The sequence below is a fragment of the Ensifer sp. ENS07 genome (assembly GCF_014852185.1).
Lineage (GTDB): Bacteria > Pseudomonadota > Alphaproteobacteria > Rhizobiales > Rhizobiaceae > Ensifer > Ensifer adhaerens.
On the sequence record NZ_JACVBE010000009.1, the window covers coordinates 54,830 to 68,379 of the forward strand.

The following is a 13,550-nucleotide window of genomic DNA, read 5'->3' on the forward strand; positions in this document are numbered from 1 at the left end:
GATATTTAATCTGGTTAGGTAAAATGATATTTCATGGCATTTCATTAACTTGAGGGTTATGAATTCCATGATCGACGCCCGGGTCAAGTTTCGCCATCTACAGACATTTGTCGAGGTCTCCCGGCAGAAGAGCGTGATGAAGGCGGCCGAGCTGCTGCATGTCAGCCAGCCGGCCGTGACCAAGACGATCCGCGAACTCGAAGAGGTGCTTGGCGTCGCGGTCTTCGAGCGCGACGGGCGCGGCATCAAGATAACACGCTATGGCGAGGTGTTCCTGCGCCACGCCGGTGCGGCGCTGACGGCGCTTCGGCAAGGGCTCGATTCGGTCTCGCAGGAACGGTCCGGCGACGGCGTTCCGGTCCGCATCGGAGCGCTGCCGACCGTCTCGACACGCATCATGCCGCACGCCATGACGCTGTTTCTCAAGGAGGAGACCGGCGCCCGCATCAAGATCGTCACCGGCGAGAATGCAGTCCTCCTCGAACAGCTGCGCGTCGGCGATCTCGATCTGGTCGTCGGGCGGCTTGCGGCACCGGAAAAGATGACCGGCTTTTCCTTCGAGCATCTCTACTCGGAACAGGTGGTCTTTGCCGTCAGGGCTGGACATCCGCTGCTTGCCGGCGCCCATTCCACCTTTGCGCGGCTCGCCGACTTCCCGGTCCTGATGCCGACACGCGCCTCGATCATCCGCCCCTTCGTCGAGCGCTTCCTGATCACAAATGGTATTGCCAGTCTGCCGAACCAGATCGAGACAGTGTCCGACGCCTTCGGCCGGGCCTTCGTGCGGGCGAGCGATGCGATCTGGATCATCTCCGCCGGTGTCGTCGCCGCCGATGTCGACGATGGCACGATCGCAATCCTGCCGATCGACACAAGCGAAACGAAAGGTCCTGTTGGCCTGACCATGCGCGCCGACGCGGTGCCGCCGCTCGCCCTTTCTCTGCTGATGCAGACTATCCGAGAGGCGGCGACAGCGGTCTCAGCCAAGCTCTAGCAGCGCCTGGCCGATCGACATCGCCTCTGCGATCATCTCGCACCGGCAACCGCTCCGACGTTGAGAATTCGGCTGCTGCTCAACAGGCCTGCGGCCTGCACCAGCGGATAACCGGCGGCTGCGATATCGGAATTGATCCGGTGGAGGTCGCGCACGAGGTCGATGAAGAGGGCATTGTCTCTCGCACCGGCCGCCGTCTCCACATGCTCGCCGCCGAGATGCCGGCGCACGATTTCATCTTCGAGTTCACGGAAGCGGTCCTTTTGGGCCGCGAGCCGCGATGCGGCCGCGACGTCGCGGGAGGAGAGGGCCGCAGGCAACAATCGCAACGAGGCCACGATCACCTCCGAGAGCGCCTCGATCGCCGCACGCTGGCTGACGGTGAACTGAATGTTCTGCTTGATTTTCGCCCTGATGCGATCGGCAAGGCTTAGCTTGATGACGTCGCCCGCATGTTCGAGATTGCTCGCAAACAACATGATCTCATGGGCTCTGCTCGTCTCTCCGGCCGGCAACCCGTCCTGTGTCAATTGTCCGAGATAGGCGTGCACCGACGCCATGTAATTGCCGAGCCGTGCATCCACGGGCAGCAGTTCCTTCAGATTTTCGAGCCTGCCGGCCTGTAACGACGTCAGCGCCATCCGGAACATGCGCTCCAGCAATTCGCTCATGCGGATCGTTTCGGTCGTTGCATTGCTGAGCGCGATTGCCGGCGTCTCCAGCGACATGCTGTCGAGATAGCGCGGAGACGTCAAGGGATCGCCAACGACCGGCGCTGGCGGGACAAGCCGTTCCACAAGGTTCACGACGAACGACGACAGCGGCAGGAACACGGCCGCAACGACCAGGTTGAAGGTGACGTGAAGACCGACCGCGACATGCAACGGATCGGTGGGTAGACGGCCGGCAATATCGACGATCTGCCGCGCGAAGGGCAGCAGCGACACGGCCAGAAGCCCGCGGCAGAAGAGATTGGCGACCGGCAGCTTGCGGGCAGATGGCGGCTGGTCGAGCGTGGCGCTGACCGCCGGAAGTCCGCCGCCGAAATTGATCCCGAGGATAAGCGGGACGGCGCCGGCGACTTCGAGGCTGCCGTTCATCAGGAGCGAGGCGACGAGCAGGATGACGGCAAGCGTCGAGTGGAACAGCCATGCAAGCATTGCACCGACGAGGAAGCCAAGCACGGGCTCCGTCGCGACCGCCTGCAGGACATCGTGGAAAAGCGTGGCTTCGCGCAGTGGCGCGGTCGCCGACACGATCACCTTCAAGGCCATCAGCATCAGCCCGAGGCCCATCAGGATGCGGCCGGCGTTACGCGGTCGGAATTCGCCGGACACGCTGAATGCGATGTATCCGGTCAGGAGAAACAGCGGAGCGAGCACGCCGGCAAGCGACGAGCCGGAGGCAAAGAGGCCGGAGACGAGCGCGGAGCCGATATCCGCCCCAAGCAGGACGGCGAGCCCGGTCCGGGCCGAAATCGCGCCGGCGCCTGCAAGCCCGGCAACGATCAGCGCCATGGCCGTGGCGCTGCCGAGCACGGCGGTCGCAAGGACCCCGCCACCGAAGGCGGTAAGCCGGTTCGACAGGCGTTCTTCGACAAAGCGCTGCAGCCGGTCGCCCCAGCCGCGCATCACGCCAGTGCGCACCATGCGCACGCCCCACAGAGGCAGCGCCACGCCACCCAAGAGTTCCAGGATAACGAATGTTCCGGAGTTCATCTCATGCCCCTCGCCGCAAGTATCAGTCGGCGACGAAGTCGTCGGGTGCGACAGATCCGATGTTGTAGCCCTCCAGCTGCGCGGTCATGCTGCCGCGCCGCGGGAAATGCAGGATGGTCGCCGTCCCCGGCGTGACGGGGACGACGCGCGACGGGGGAAGATCGAGGAATTCGTGGCAGGCGGCGCGCACCACGCCGCCATGGGCAACCACGAGCAGGTCCCCTTCGGTGCGCGACATCCAGTCATGCACACCTTCGGCCACGCGGCCGCGAAAGGCGCCCCAGGTTTCGCCGTTGGCCGGCGTGAACGTACCGGCGCGCCATGCGGCATATTCTTCCGGCCGCTCGGCGATCAGATCCGGCTTGCGCCGTCCCGTCCATTCGCCCATGTCCAATTCGCGGAAGCGCTCGTCGGTCGGCGCGTCCGGGTGACCGATGAGGGCGACCGTCTGCCGGGTGCGGCCGAGATCGGAGGCGATAATGCGAACCGGCTTCAAAGCCTTGGCGTAGGGGCGGAACCGCCTCACCTGCGCGACCCCACGCTCGGACAGGAGCGAGTTGTCCTGTCCCTGAAGGCGTTGTTCGGCGTTCCACTGGGTTTCGCCGTGGCGCATGAGGATGAGCCTCATTGTTGGATCCTTTCTCCGGTGGCGGCGAAAACCGCATCGGGGGTGCGAATGAAGGAAAGGGGGATCGGCTCCCCCGGTGTGGCGGTGAAGTAGCTGTCGGCCATGGCCGTAACGCGCAGGTCGCCGACCATGGCGGTCACCATGGTTCGGCCCGCGATCGGTGCTGCTTCGGCAAAGCGGGCCATAAGCGACGCTGCTCCGGCGACCGCGCCGACGCTGACGTCTTCGGCACGGTAGAGCAGTTGCGCATCGTCGCGGCCGGCCGCCACGGAAGCCGGCGCGAGCACCATATCGCCGAAGACGAGGCCGTCGCCGGCGCGGTGCACCGGTATCAGGTTTGCCGGCGGCGTGCCGAGGAAGGTCGCAACGAAGGTGGTCTGCGGATTGCGCAGGAGATCGATCGGCTTGCCAAACTGTTCGACGCGGCCGTTGTTGAGCACGGCGACATGGGTCGCCATGGTCATCGCCTCGACCTGGTCGTGCGTGACGTAGACCGATGTCGCCCCCGTCGCCCGGTGGATGCGCATCAGCTCGCTGCGCATCTCGATGCGCAGCTTGGCATCGAGGTTCGACAGCGGCTCGTCGAACAAAAGAATGCTCGGCTGTGGCGCGATCGTGCGGGCGATCGCCACGCGCTGCTGCTGGCCGCCGGAGATCTCGGCCGGATACCGTTCGGCAAGCGTGTCGATGCCGAGAAGCGAAAGCACTTCCCGCACACGCTGCTCGCGCTTGTCGCGCGGCCATCTGGCGACCTTCAGCGGCCAGGCGATGTTGCCGGCGACCGTCATGTGCGGCCAGAGCGCATAGCTCTGGAACACGAGGCCGGCGTTGCGCTTGCCGGCGTCGGCAATGACGCCGCCCGCGCCGCTCGATACGGTCTGCCCGACGAAGGCGATTTCGCCTTCGCTCGGGCTTTCAAGCCCGGCCAGCATGCGCAGAAGGGTCGACTTGCCGCAACCCGAGGGGCCGACGAGCACGAGAAAGGACCCCGCCGGTACCGAGATGTTGACGTCCTTGACGGCGGTAAAGGCGCCAAAGCGTTTGACGAGGCTGCGGATCTTGATGGCGTCCGCAGTGCCGGTTGCTAAAGCATTCATGGTGCTTTCCATTTCTGGACACGGTTCTGCAGGCTGTGGGCCACGAAGGAGGCAGCCAGGCAGACGACGAGGATGACGAGGGTGATGGCATTGGCGAACTGCAGGAAGCCTTCCGCAGCATAGCGATAGGCGACCATGCTCAAGACCGGCGAGGTGGCGGTGAACAGCAGCACGACCAGCGAGAGATCCCGCACCATCTTGACGAAGACGAGGATCGCGCCGGCAAAGAGGCCCCGGATCGCGAGGGGAAAGATGATCGCGAACAGGCGACGGATCAGTCCCGCACCCGTCAGCCGGGCGCTTTCCTCGATGTCGGCGGAGATCTGGCCCAGCACCGACCGCCCCGACTGCACGGCAAAGGGCAGATTGTGCGCCGATGCCGCGATGACCAGCAGGGCGAAGGTGCCGTAGAGCGAAGGCAGCGGCCCGATCGGCGCGCCGAAGAGCGCGATATAGGCCGCGGCAAAGGCGATGCTCGGCACCAGAAGCGGCAGGAAAGCAAGCTGGCTCAGCAGCGTCGCGAGCAGGCTGCCGCGGCGCTGGACGATGGTATAGGCCAGCCCAAGACCGAGCAGCATCGTGGTGAAGGCGACGACCAGCCCGAGACGGATCGTGTTCCAGATCGCGTCGATCAGCACCGGATTGCGGAAGATACCCGCCTGCCCCTGCGCCATCTCGCCGCCACCTTCGCCGATCCAGAAGTGCAGCGTCCAGTTGGAAAACAGCGCGCCGCTCTGCGGTGCCAGGCTCGACGCGGCCAGCACGAGGACCGGCAGCACCGTGGTCAGAAACCCGATGATGACGGCGATGGCAAAGAGTGGCCAGCGCCAGGCGCCAAGCGGGAAGCGTTTGGTCCGCCCGCCTTTGCCGGTCACCGTGATGAAGGCCTTGCGACCGGAGACGATACGATCGGAGAGCCACAGGAACAGTGCCGACACTGCAATGAGCAGCAGCGCAAGCACGAAGCCGCGTTCGTTCTGCCCGGTCTCGATCATGCCGAAGAGACGGGTAGAAAGCGTCTGCATCCGCACCGGCAGGCCGAGCAAAGCGGGTGCCGCGAAATTGGCGACGGCACCGGCGAAGGTCAGCGATGCCGCGGCAATCAGCGCCGGCGTGACCACCGGCAGGATGATGCCGAAGAAGATGCGCGGGCGCTTGGCGCCGGCCATCTGGCCTGCCTCGACGAGATCGGCGCCGACCGAACTCAAGGCCGCGGCGATGATCGTATAGGCGAGCGAATAATAGTGCGCGATCAGCACGATCGCCGTCGGGATGAGCCCCCAGGCGAGCCAGTCGGGAATGGCAAGGCCGCTGGTCTCGAAGAAGCCGGCCGAACCGCCGAGACGCGAGTTGCGAAACAGCGTGCCCCAGGCAAGGGCTGCGGCAAAGCTCGGGATCATGTAGGGCAGCGACGCCATCAGGCCGAGGAAGCGCCGGCCCGGCACGTCCGTCAGCACCACAAGCCAGGCAAGGAAGCCGCCGATGAGCAGGCAGCCGGCGCCGACGCTGAAGCCGAGGATCATGGTATTGAGGAGCGGCCGCCACCAGAGGTTGGCCGAGAGCGGGCTGGCGAGCACGGCCTTCCAGGCCGCGATGCCCTCAGGCGTCAGCGTCGTGAAGAGGATGCGCAAGAGCGGAGCGACGACCAGGATCGCGACGATGGCGACGAGAATTGCCGGCAAGAGGAAGCCCGATCGGAGCAGCCGGCTGCCCGATGGTGCGGATATTGATAGGGATGTCATGTCAGAGCCTCGGCGTCTGTCGGCACGCGTTTTTGGAAAAGCGTGCCGACAGACGGTTTCCGTTACTGGAGCGTGATGATCAGGTCGGCAATGCGCCCGCGCGCGGCGGCCGTCTTTGCCGGGTCGATCGTCCAGGCCTTTAAGTCATCGAGCTTCACCGAGTCCGGATGGTGGGCGATGGTCTTGCGGGTCGCGTAGTCGCCGGGAACGTTGAAGGGCTCGAAGCCCGCCCCGCCGGTCGGCGTATCGTCGCCGAACATGAAGTCGATCAGCAACCGAGCGGCCGCCGGATGCGGCGCCTTGTCGGCGACCGTCAGTACCGCCGGAAACAGGATGCCGTTGGCCGGCTCGACATTGTTGGCGATCTGCAGCGCCCAGCCCTCCTTCTCGTTGTCACGACGGTCGGAATAGGTGCCGAAACCGACCGGCGGGCTCTTGGCGTTGACGTCACCCACTGACTTGTTGAGCACGTCGCTGTTGGGAACCAGGATCAGGTCGTTGGCGAAGAGGTCCTTGATGAACTGCTCACCGGCGCCCTGAAGATCACCTTCAACTTCGATATCCTTGCCGAAATGCGCCTTGTAGGCGGCGGCCATTTCGTCCGGATGCAGCGCGATCTCGGTCAGGAGATCGAGAAGTTCGCCACGCTGGCTCGGGTCGACCATCAGCACCCTTCCCTGCCATTCCGGCTGGGTGAGCTGCCAGAGATTACTGACGGGCGAACCATCAGGAAACGCCTTCTCGTTGTACATCAGCACCTTCGTCGAGAGGCGCTGGGTCAGGAGCGGCGCCTTGTAGCGATCCTCCAGTTCGTTCGCGACCCGCGGCGGCACATAGTTCACGATCCGCTTCCCCTCCAGAAGCTTGGTGAACACGACAGGTGTGTCGGCAATATAGAGCACGTCGACAGCATGCACGCCGGCCTGTTGCTCCGCTTCGACACGCGCGATCTGCTTGGTCGAACTCATGTCGAGGCCGATGAGGTCGATGCCCGGATAGGTCTCTTCGAAGGCCTTCTCGATCTTGGCTATGCGGCTCGACAACGAGAAGACTGTAACGCTTCCCTCCTTCTGTGCGAGCGGCAGCAGTTGCTGCGGCGTCAGCCCGTCGAGATCGGACGCCATCGTCAAGGATGGCAGTGCAAAGCATGCGGCAAGTGCGGCACTGGTCAGTTTTTTCAGCATTTCGTTCTCCTCCCTTTATAGTTCCCCGCTAGAGCATTCTGCCTTCAAGTGGGATCACTTGCGGGCGGAAAGATGCTCTAGAATCAAAGTATTAGAACGTCCCTTGTGCGTTCCTGTGAACGCAGGCGCTCTAGTCGAAGTCGTTGAACAACTCCGACAGCTTCTCCAGCCTGCCGATCACCTGCCCCTGGTGGCGGCCGGCGATCGTCAGCACGATGGCGTTGACGATCGCAAACGGGATCGTCGGTGTCTGAAATTCGCTGCCCGAGCGTCCCCTCGGCGCTGCAAGCATCAGATCGGCAGCGGGCTCCATCAGCGGCCCGACCAGATCGGAAACGAGGATCGAGGGCGCACCGACCCGTGTCGCATGCCGCATCAGCGGGGCGTAGCTTTGCGGCTGTTTGCGAAAGGCAAGCGCCACGATGAGGTCGCCTGCCTCCATGCTGACCAAGCGCTCGGCGATGTCCCGGCCGCGCCCCGTCAGCTGGATCGTGGTCATGCCGAAGCGATCGAGGCGACGCTGCAGGAAGCCGGCCACGGATTGCGCATGCCCCTGCCCGAAGATGAAGACGCGACGTGCGGAAAAAATCATGTCCGCGGCCCTGTCGATATCCGTCTGCTCGACGGACCGGGCGAGCGTTTCGAGCGCGCTGATCTCGGCCGCAATCAGATCGGTCAGGTAGTCGCCATGCTCGACCTTCGAGACCGAGCGGCGCATGCGGTTGGCCGCGTCCTGATCGTCCAGCACCTCGCGCTGCAGCTGCGCGCGAAGGTCCGGAAAGCCCTTGTAGCCGAGCTTCTGCGCCAGCCGGGTGGCGGTGGCCTCATGAACGGAAGCGCGCTGGGAAAGCTGCGGGCCCGACAGGAACGCGGCCTCCGCCCGGTTTTCCAGCATGGTGGTGATCAGCTTCTGATCCGCATCGGTAAGCCGCCTGGAATGCGTCTTAATGCGATCGAGTATCGTCATGACGTCCCCGCAAGTTCATTTGCAGGATCCATCGTTCCTGCAATTTTCCGTGCCGTCAATAATGGCAATGCAAGAATCTTTGCAAGGGTCTGCAATGGGTGATGCCTCCTGTCTGTAGATGGGGTCCCGGCCCTGCAGGTTACCGGCTAGACGCCCCAACAAACCTACCTGCGCGTGCTCCATGCAGGACAACCTGCAACCTGTGCATTTGCCCAACAGATTCTTTGCAAAGCACCGCAAACCGATGCCGCCGGCCGTGATTGCGCCGGACAAGCTAAGTCCCTCGAACGATTGCTCCTCCGATTTCGGCGCTCTCTCCACGCAACCCACACACGGCCTCAACGAATCCTGTGCCTGCCGGTTGCACCGCTGATTGCAGAGAAACTCCGAGAACCACCATGAGCGATCCCCAAACGACAGACCTTACCTTCGGCCCAACCCCGGGCAGCCGTCCCAGGAAACGGGAATGGGCGATCGGAGGCTTCAGCTGGCTTCTGACGAAACACATGTTTCTGGCGGTGACGGCCACCATTGGGGTGCTGACGTCGGGATCGTTCATTTACATGTACGTCCTCTATCTGACGCACCCCGACGCGGTCCTCGAGCCGGTCACCCTGGTCGAGCTCCTGGTTATGGCCGCAGTGCTCACCGTCAGCCTCATCATCGCTGCGATCATCGGCGGTCGCCTCAGCCACCGGATCGTGAACGCACTGGTGCTCATCCGCGATGCCGCAAAGGCGATCGCGATGGGAAATTTCTCCACCCGCGTGCCCGTTCGATCAAGACGACTGGGGGAGGTCGACGATGTGATCGACCATTTCAACCGGATGGCTGAACTGCTGGAGAACGCAGAGAAGGAGTTGCAGTACCAGAACAACGCCATTGCCCATGAGCTGCGAACGCCGCTGACGGTGCTGCGGGGCCGCCTGCAGGGAATGCGCGACGGCGTCTTCAAGCCAACCACCGAGCTTTACGATGGCTTGATCGGTCAGATCGATCACCTGACCGGCATCGTCGAGGATCTCCGCATCCTGGCGCTCTCGAATGTAGGGCGGCTGGAGCTCCGGTTGGAGCCAGGCGACATGGGCGAAGAGGTCGAGACCGCCGTAGCCGCGATGCTCGGCGAGTTCGACAAGGCCGGGATGCCGGTATCGCTCAACCTCAGTCGGGCGCCGATGATGCTTGATCGCGGCAAAGTGCGACAGGCCTTGCTTGCGATCATGCACAATGCCACCCGCTATGCGTCCGGAAGCCGGCTCTCCATCGTGGCGAAGATGAGAGGTTCGGAGGCAATCTTCCAATGCCAGGATTCCGGCCCTGGTATGTCCGACGTCGACATCGAGCACGCGTTTGATCGGTTCTGGCGCGCGGATGACTCCCGATCCCGGGCGAGCGGCGGCAGCGGTCTCGGCCTGTCGGTGGTTCGCGCGATCGCCGAGGCCCATGGAGGTTCGGCCAGCGCGAAGCGAAACGAGTTCGGCGGCATGACCTTCGAAATCGCCTTGCCGACAGACTGCGGGAGCAGAGGCTCGCAAAGCGTACTCTCTCCATGAAAACCGGATGAACTCTGCGCGAAACCTGCAAGCAGATGAGGCAAACCGATAGCATTGAACGGGCCGGGCCGGCCCGCGACAATAAAGGAAACGATCGATGACACTCAACTTCAAGACGGCCGCGCTTGCTCTCAACGTTGCCGCAACCGCTTCGACCGCACAGGCCGCTGATTTCAACAATTCGGGCGTCGACTTTGCCAATGTGGATCGTTGGACGGGGGCCTATGCGGGCGGCCACATCGGCACCGGCTCCTCGAACCAGAAGGGCAGCAAGAACAAGATCAACGGCGGCGTCCAGGTCGGCTACAATCAACAGTTCGGCGATTTCGTGGTCGGTGGTGAGATCGAGGCGGCGCGCGCCGGCGGCTTACAGTACCAGGTTGGCAAAGGCGGCGCCTTGCAGCAGACCTGGAGCGGTACGCCAGGGCCAAGGCGGGCTACGCACTCGACAACGTGTTGCTTTACGGCACGGTGGGCGTCACCACCGCCCGCTTCGAGGGCAAGGGCACCGTAACCTCACGCGATCGCTGGCACACGGGCTGGACCTATGGTGCGGGCGCAGAAATGGGATTTACCGAAAACATCTCCGGCAAGGTCGAATATACCCAGACCCGCTTCAACGGCGTGGACTCCACGATCGGTGGCGTGAAGGGCTCGAACAATCTGGTCAATCACGCGATCAAGACGGGCCTGAACTTCCGCTTCTGATCTCGACACGCCCGGTTCTACTGTCCCCCTAGCACCGGTCGGGCGAGCAGCAACACTTCACCAACCGGCGGCGCCTCGGCAGGCGCAGACTTCCTCGCTTCGGGTATTCCGCGGTTCCGTACAGGGCGCACGGCTCTTTATCCGCTGCGCTCCACACTGGGGAGTTGCAAGATGTAGTCACTGGAACAGGCCGATCAACGCCCTGCCGTTGGCCGCCGCCAGCCGGGCATTGTCGCGGTCGTTCACCCGCCCCCGGGGACCACTGGAGAGTGAAATCTCCAGCGCCTCGGGCGGGACGGGACGAACGCCCGCCTAAGTCACGCGAGAAAATCGAGCTCGCGCCCAGCCCGGATCGGGTGAGTTACTCCTCGATGTCGACCTTGTCGAAGCGATGCGAGCCCAGAGGCTCCATCACGTAGTTCTTCACCTTTTTCGACATCGGCAGCACGACGGTGGAATGTGCGATCGGAACCCAGGGCGCCTGATCGCTGATGATCGCCTGGGCCTCTTCGTAGAGCTTCGTCCGCTCGCCCTGGTCCGAGCTGGCGCGGGCCTTCTGGAAGATCTCATCCAGCGGCTTGTAGCACCAGTTGGCATTGTTGCTGCCACCGACGCCTGAGCAGCTGAAGAAGTAGCTGAGCAGGTTGTCGGGGTCGCCATTGTCGCTCGTGCCGCCGAGGATGATGGCGCCGTCGCGCGCCTTGTCCCGCGACTTCTTGAGGTATTCGCCCCATTCGTAGGAGACGATCTCGACACCGATGCCGACCTTGGCAAGATCCGCCTGCATCAGTTCCGCGGCGCGGCGGGCATTCGGCATATAGGGGCGGCTGACGGGCATTGCCCAGATCTTCATCTTCAGATCCTTGACGCCGGCCTCGTCGAGAACCTTCTTGGCCGCTTCGGGATCGTAGCCATAGCCCTCGATCCCGCCGTTATAGCCCCACATCGTCGGCGGCAGGACGCTCTTGGCCATCTGGCCCATGCCCTGATAGACGGACTCGACGATCGCCTTGCGGTCGATCGCCATGTTGATGGCGCGGCGCACCTCCAGCTTGTCGAATGGCGCCACCAGGGTGTTCATCGCCAGATAGGAAACGTTGAGGCCCGGTTGCTCCATGACGTTGAGGTCCGGATTTGCCTTTAGCTTGGCGATATCGGCCGGTGCCGGATACGGAGCGATATGGCATTCGCCCGCCTGAAGCTTCTGCATGCGAGTGGTCGGGTCGGTGGTGATCGCGAAGATGAGATTGTCGATCTTCGGCGCGCCATCCCAATAGTCGGCGTTGGCGGCAAAGCGGATCGCCGCGTCCTGCTGGTAGTCGACAAAGCGGAACGGTCCGGTGCCGACCGGCTTGCGGTCGAGGTCCTCGCGCCGCCCGTCTGCCGCCAGCTTGTCGGCATATTCCTTCGACACGATCGAGCCGAAGTTCAGCGCGAGCTTCGACGGCAGCGACGCATCCGGCTGGTTCAGTACGAACTTGACGGTCCTGTCATCGACCTTGACGATCTCCTTGATTGCCGCCGGCATCTCCATCGCGTTGAACATTTCCCAGTTCGCGCCGGCGAAATAGCTATGCCACGGATCGTCCTTGTCCATCTGCCGGTTGAAGGTGAAGAGCACGTCGTCTGCATTGAAATCACGCGTCGGCGTGAAATCGTCCGTCGTCTGGAACTTCACGCCCGCGCGCAGTTTCAGCGTGTATTCGAGATTGTCGGCGGAAATGGTCCAGCTTTCGGCAAGGCCCGGGACGACATTGGTGGTGCCGGGCTCGAATTCTGTGAGGCGGTCATAGACCGTCTCGGCCGACGCGTCCCAGGTGCTGTTAGCCGAGTACAGTGCCGCGTCGAAGCCTTCCGGCGCGCCTTCCGAGCAATAGACGAGCGTCTTTGCCATGGCCGGCGTCAGCGCGGCGCCTGAAAGCATGGTGGCAGCGAAGAGCGTTACAAGGGTGTTGCGCGTCCGCGCGAATTTCACGTTCATTGGTCTGTCCTCCCTAAAGGAATGGAATGCGAGTGCCGGCGGATGGCGCCGGAAGGATCATTCGGCCCTGCCGGCCGTGGTGCCGAGCCCGCGGCCGGGGGTCCAGACCGGATCCGGCGTGGTCCAGAGCACGTCGTTGCGGATCAGCTTCACCAGTTCGCTCGCCTGAAGATCGAGGAAACGCTCGCCCTTTGCAGCGGTTGCGCTGCGCGGATCGCCCCAGGTGCCAGTAACCGGCGCGCGCTCGGAGAAGGAATAGAAGCGCGACACGTCCGCCGGCACGTCGACCGGGTGCTGCTGGTTACCGAAAGCCTGACCGAACATCTCGGTCTTTACCGCGTCCGGCACAATCGCCAGCATGACAGAGGCCTCACCTTCGCAGGCATGGTGGGCGCCGGTGTCGACTTCGAAGATCTTTGATGCCTCCTCCGTTGCCAGCATCCACGGCGTCGTCGCGACGATCGGCATGGCGAACTCGACCGCCAGTTCGCGCACGGCGACCGCCAGCGGATCCATGTTGCCCCCGTGACCATTGACAATGAACAGGCGCTGAAAGCCGAGCGTCTTCAGCGAGCGGACGATGCAGCGGAGGACGCGGCTCAGCGTATCGTAATCGAGCGTGATCGTGCCGCCGAAGGGCAGGTGATGTTCGCTCATGCCAGTCCACAAGCCCGGAAGAACGGCGACCGGAATGTCGTCGGCCACCAGCCGGGCCGCGCGGATCGCGGCTGCCGATGCGCTCGCGGTGTCGGTGATGACGGGCAGGTGCGGGCCGTGCTGCTCCAGCGAGCCGATCGGCAGGATTGCAAGCGCCCCCGGTTTGCCGGCAATTTCGCGCAGGCTCGGCGCGGTCATGCGCGCCCATTCAACTTCCTTGGTCATGTCAGGCCTCTTTCATGTCATCAAAGCAAATTCTGTTCGCCGCCTCGCCGGCGACAGGCGCCGTCTGGCGTCCGCGGGCATCGACCCGCAGGGTCA

At 63.6% G+C, this 13,550-nt stretch carries 12 protein-coding genes; 4 read left to right on the plus strand and 8 right to left on the minus strand.

The annotated features are described in order from the left end of the window. Positions 1-67: 67 nt before the first annotated feature. Positions 68-994: a pca operon transcription factor PcaQ gene (pcaQ, locus tag IB277_RS24260; protein WP_034801846.1), complete on the plus strand. Its 927-nt coding sequence runs from the start codon at positions 68-70 to the stop codon at positions 992-994. Positions 995-1,026: 32 nt separating this feature from the next. Here the strand turns inward: pcaQ and IB277_RS24265 are convergent, their stop codons facing one another. The 6 genes from IB277_RS24265 to IB277_RS24290 form a co-directional block, all read right to left on the minus strand. After that, positions 1,027-2,712 (minus strand): Na/Pi cotransporter family protein, encoded by a 1,686-nt coding sequence (locus IB277_RS24265; protein WP_192371976.1) that lies wholly within the window; start codon positions 2,710-2,712, stop codon positions 1,027-1,029. A gap of 22 nt (positions 2,713-2,734) precedes the next feature. Beyond that, positions 2,735-3,340 carry a histidine phosphatase family protein gene (locus IB277_RS24270; RefSeq protein WP_034801808.1) on the minus strand — a complete coding sequence of 202 codons (606 nt, stop codon included), beginning with the start codon at positions 3,338-3,340 and terminating at the stop codon, positions 2,735-2,737. After that, positions 3,337-4,437: an ABC transporter ATP-binding protein gene (locus tag IB277_RS24275; protein ID WP_060609950.1), complete on the minus strand. Its 1,101-nt coding sequence runs from the start codon at positions 4,435-4,437 to the stop codon at positions 3,337-3,339. The genes IB277_RS24270 and IB277_RS24275 overlap by 4 nt, the downstream gene beginning before the upstream one ends. Beyond that, a complete protein-coding gene (locus IB277_RS24280) occupies positions 4,434-6,179 on the minus strand; it encodes an iron ABC transporter permease (RefSeq protein WP_060529787.1) in 1,746 nt (581 codons plus the stop codon). The genes IB277_RS24275 and IB277_RS24280 overlap by 4 nt, the downstream gene beginning before the upstream one ends. 62 nt (positions 6,180-6,241) lie before the next feature. Beyond that, a complete protein-coding gene (locus tag IB277_RS24285) occupies positions 6,242-7,363 on the minus strand; it encodes an ABC transporter substrate-binding protein (protein WP_060529786.1) in 1,122 nt (373 codons plus the stop codon). 130 nt (positions 7,364-7,493) lie between these two features. Next, positions 7,494-8,330 carry a MurR/RpiR family transcriptional regulator gene (locus IB277_RS24290; protein WP_063891251.1) on the minus strand — a complete coding sequence of 279 codons (837 nt, stop codon included), beginning with the start codon at positions 8,328-8,330 and terminating at the stop codon, positions 7,494-7,496. 398 nt (positions 8,331-8,728) lie between these two features. On the opposite strand from IB277_RS24290, the gene IB277_RS24295 reads away from it, so the two are divergent. From IB277_RS24295 to IB277_RS24305, 3 genes are all read left to right on the plus strand, one after another. Continuing rightward, positions 8,729-9,883, plus strand: coding sequence for an ATP-binding protein (locus IB277_RS24295; RefSeq protein ID WP_060609955.1), 1,155 nt, complete (start codon positions 8,729-8,731; stop codon positions 9,881-9,883). Positions 9,884-9,980: 97 nt separating this feature from the next. Beyond that, positions 9,981-10,397, plus strand: a complete 417-nt coding sequence (locus IB277_RS24300; protein ID WP_192371977.1) for a hypothetical protein — start codon at positions 9,981-9,983, stop codon at positions 10,395-10,397. Next, the gene (locus IB277_RS24305; RefSeq protein WP_060609961.1) at positions 10,355-10,591 is read left to right on the plus strand and encodes an outer membrane protein; all 237 of its coding nucleotides are present in this window, start codon (positions 10,355-10,357) and stop codon (positions 10,589-10,591) included. The genes IB277_RS24300 and IB277_RS24305 overlap by 43 nt, the downstream gene beginning before the upstream one ends. Before the next feature lie 361 nt (positions 10,592-10,952). On the opposite strand, the gene IB277_RS24310 is transcribed toward IB277_RS24305, so the two are convergent. Further along, positions 10,953-12,572, minus strand: coding sequence for an ABC transporter substrate-binding protein (locus IB277_RS24310; RefSeq protein WP_082566483.1), 1,620 nt, complete (start codon positions 12,570-12,572; stop codon positions 10,953-10,955). A 57-nt stretch (positions 12,573-12,629) separates the two neighbouring features. Next, positions 12,630-13,454: a creatininase family protein gene (locus IB277_RS24315; RefSeq protein WP_034801818.1), complete on the minus strand. Its 825-nt coding sequence runs from the start codon at positions 13,452-13,454 to the stop codon at positions 12,630-12,632. Positions 13,455-13,550: the final 96 nt, after the last annotated feature.

Excerpts from the sequence above, each read along its gene's own strand:
- pcaQ (WP_034801846.1), top strand. The coding sequence starts at position 68 with ATGATCGACGCCCGGGTCAAGTTTCGCCATCTACAGACATTTGTCGAG.
- IB277_RS24265 (WP_192371976.1), bottom strand. The coding sequence starts at position 2,712 with ATGAACTCCGGAACATTCGTTATCCTGGAACTCTTGGGTGGCGTGGCG.
- IB277_RS24270 (WP_034801808.1), bottom strand. The coding sequence starts at position 3,340 with ATGAGGCTCATCCTCATGCGCCACGGCGAAACCCAGTGGAACGCCGAA.
- IB277_RS24275 (WP_060609950.1), bottom strand. The coding sequence starts at position 4,437 with ATGAATGCTTTAGCAACCGGCACTGCGGACGCCATCAAGATCCGCAGC.
- IB277_RS24280 (WP_060529787.1), bottom strand. The coding sequence starts at position 6,179 with ATGACATCCCTATCAATATCCGCACCATCGGGCAGCCGGCTGCTCCGA.
- IB277_RS24285 (WP_060529786.1), bottom strand. The coding sequence starts at position 7,363 with ATGCTGAAAAAACTGACCAGTGCCGCACTTGCCGCATGCTTTGCACTG.
- IB277_RS24290 (WP_063891251.1), bottom strand. The coding sequence starts at position 8,330 with ATGACGATACTCGATCGCATTAAGACGCATTCCAGGCGGCTTACCGAT.
- IB277_RS24295 (WP_060609955.1), top strand. The coding sequence starts at position 8,729 with ATGAGCGATCCCCAAACGACAGACCTTACCTTCGGCCCAACCCCGGGC.
- IB277_RS24300 (WP_192371977.1), top strand. The coding sequence starts at position 9,981 with ATGACACTCAACTTCAAGACGGCCGCGCTTGCTCTCAACGTTGCCGCA.
- IB277_RS24310 (WP_082566483.1), bottom strand. The coding sequence starts at position 12,572 with ATGAACGTGAAATTCGCGCGGACGCGCAACACCCTTGTAACGCTCTTC.
- IB277_RS24315 (WP_034801818.1), bottom strand. The coding sequence starts at position 13,454 with ATGACCAAGGAAGTTGAATGGGCGCGCATGACCGCGCCGAGCCTGCGC.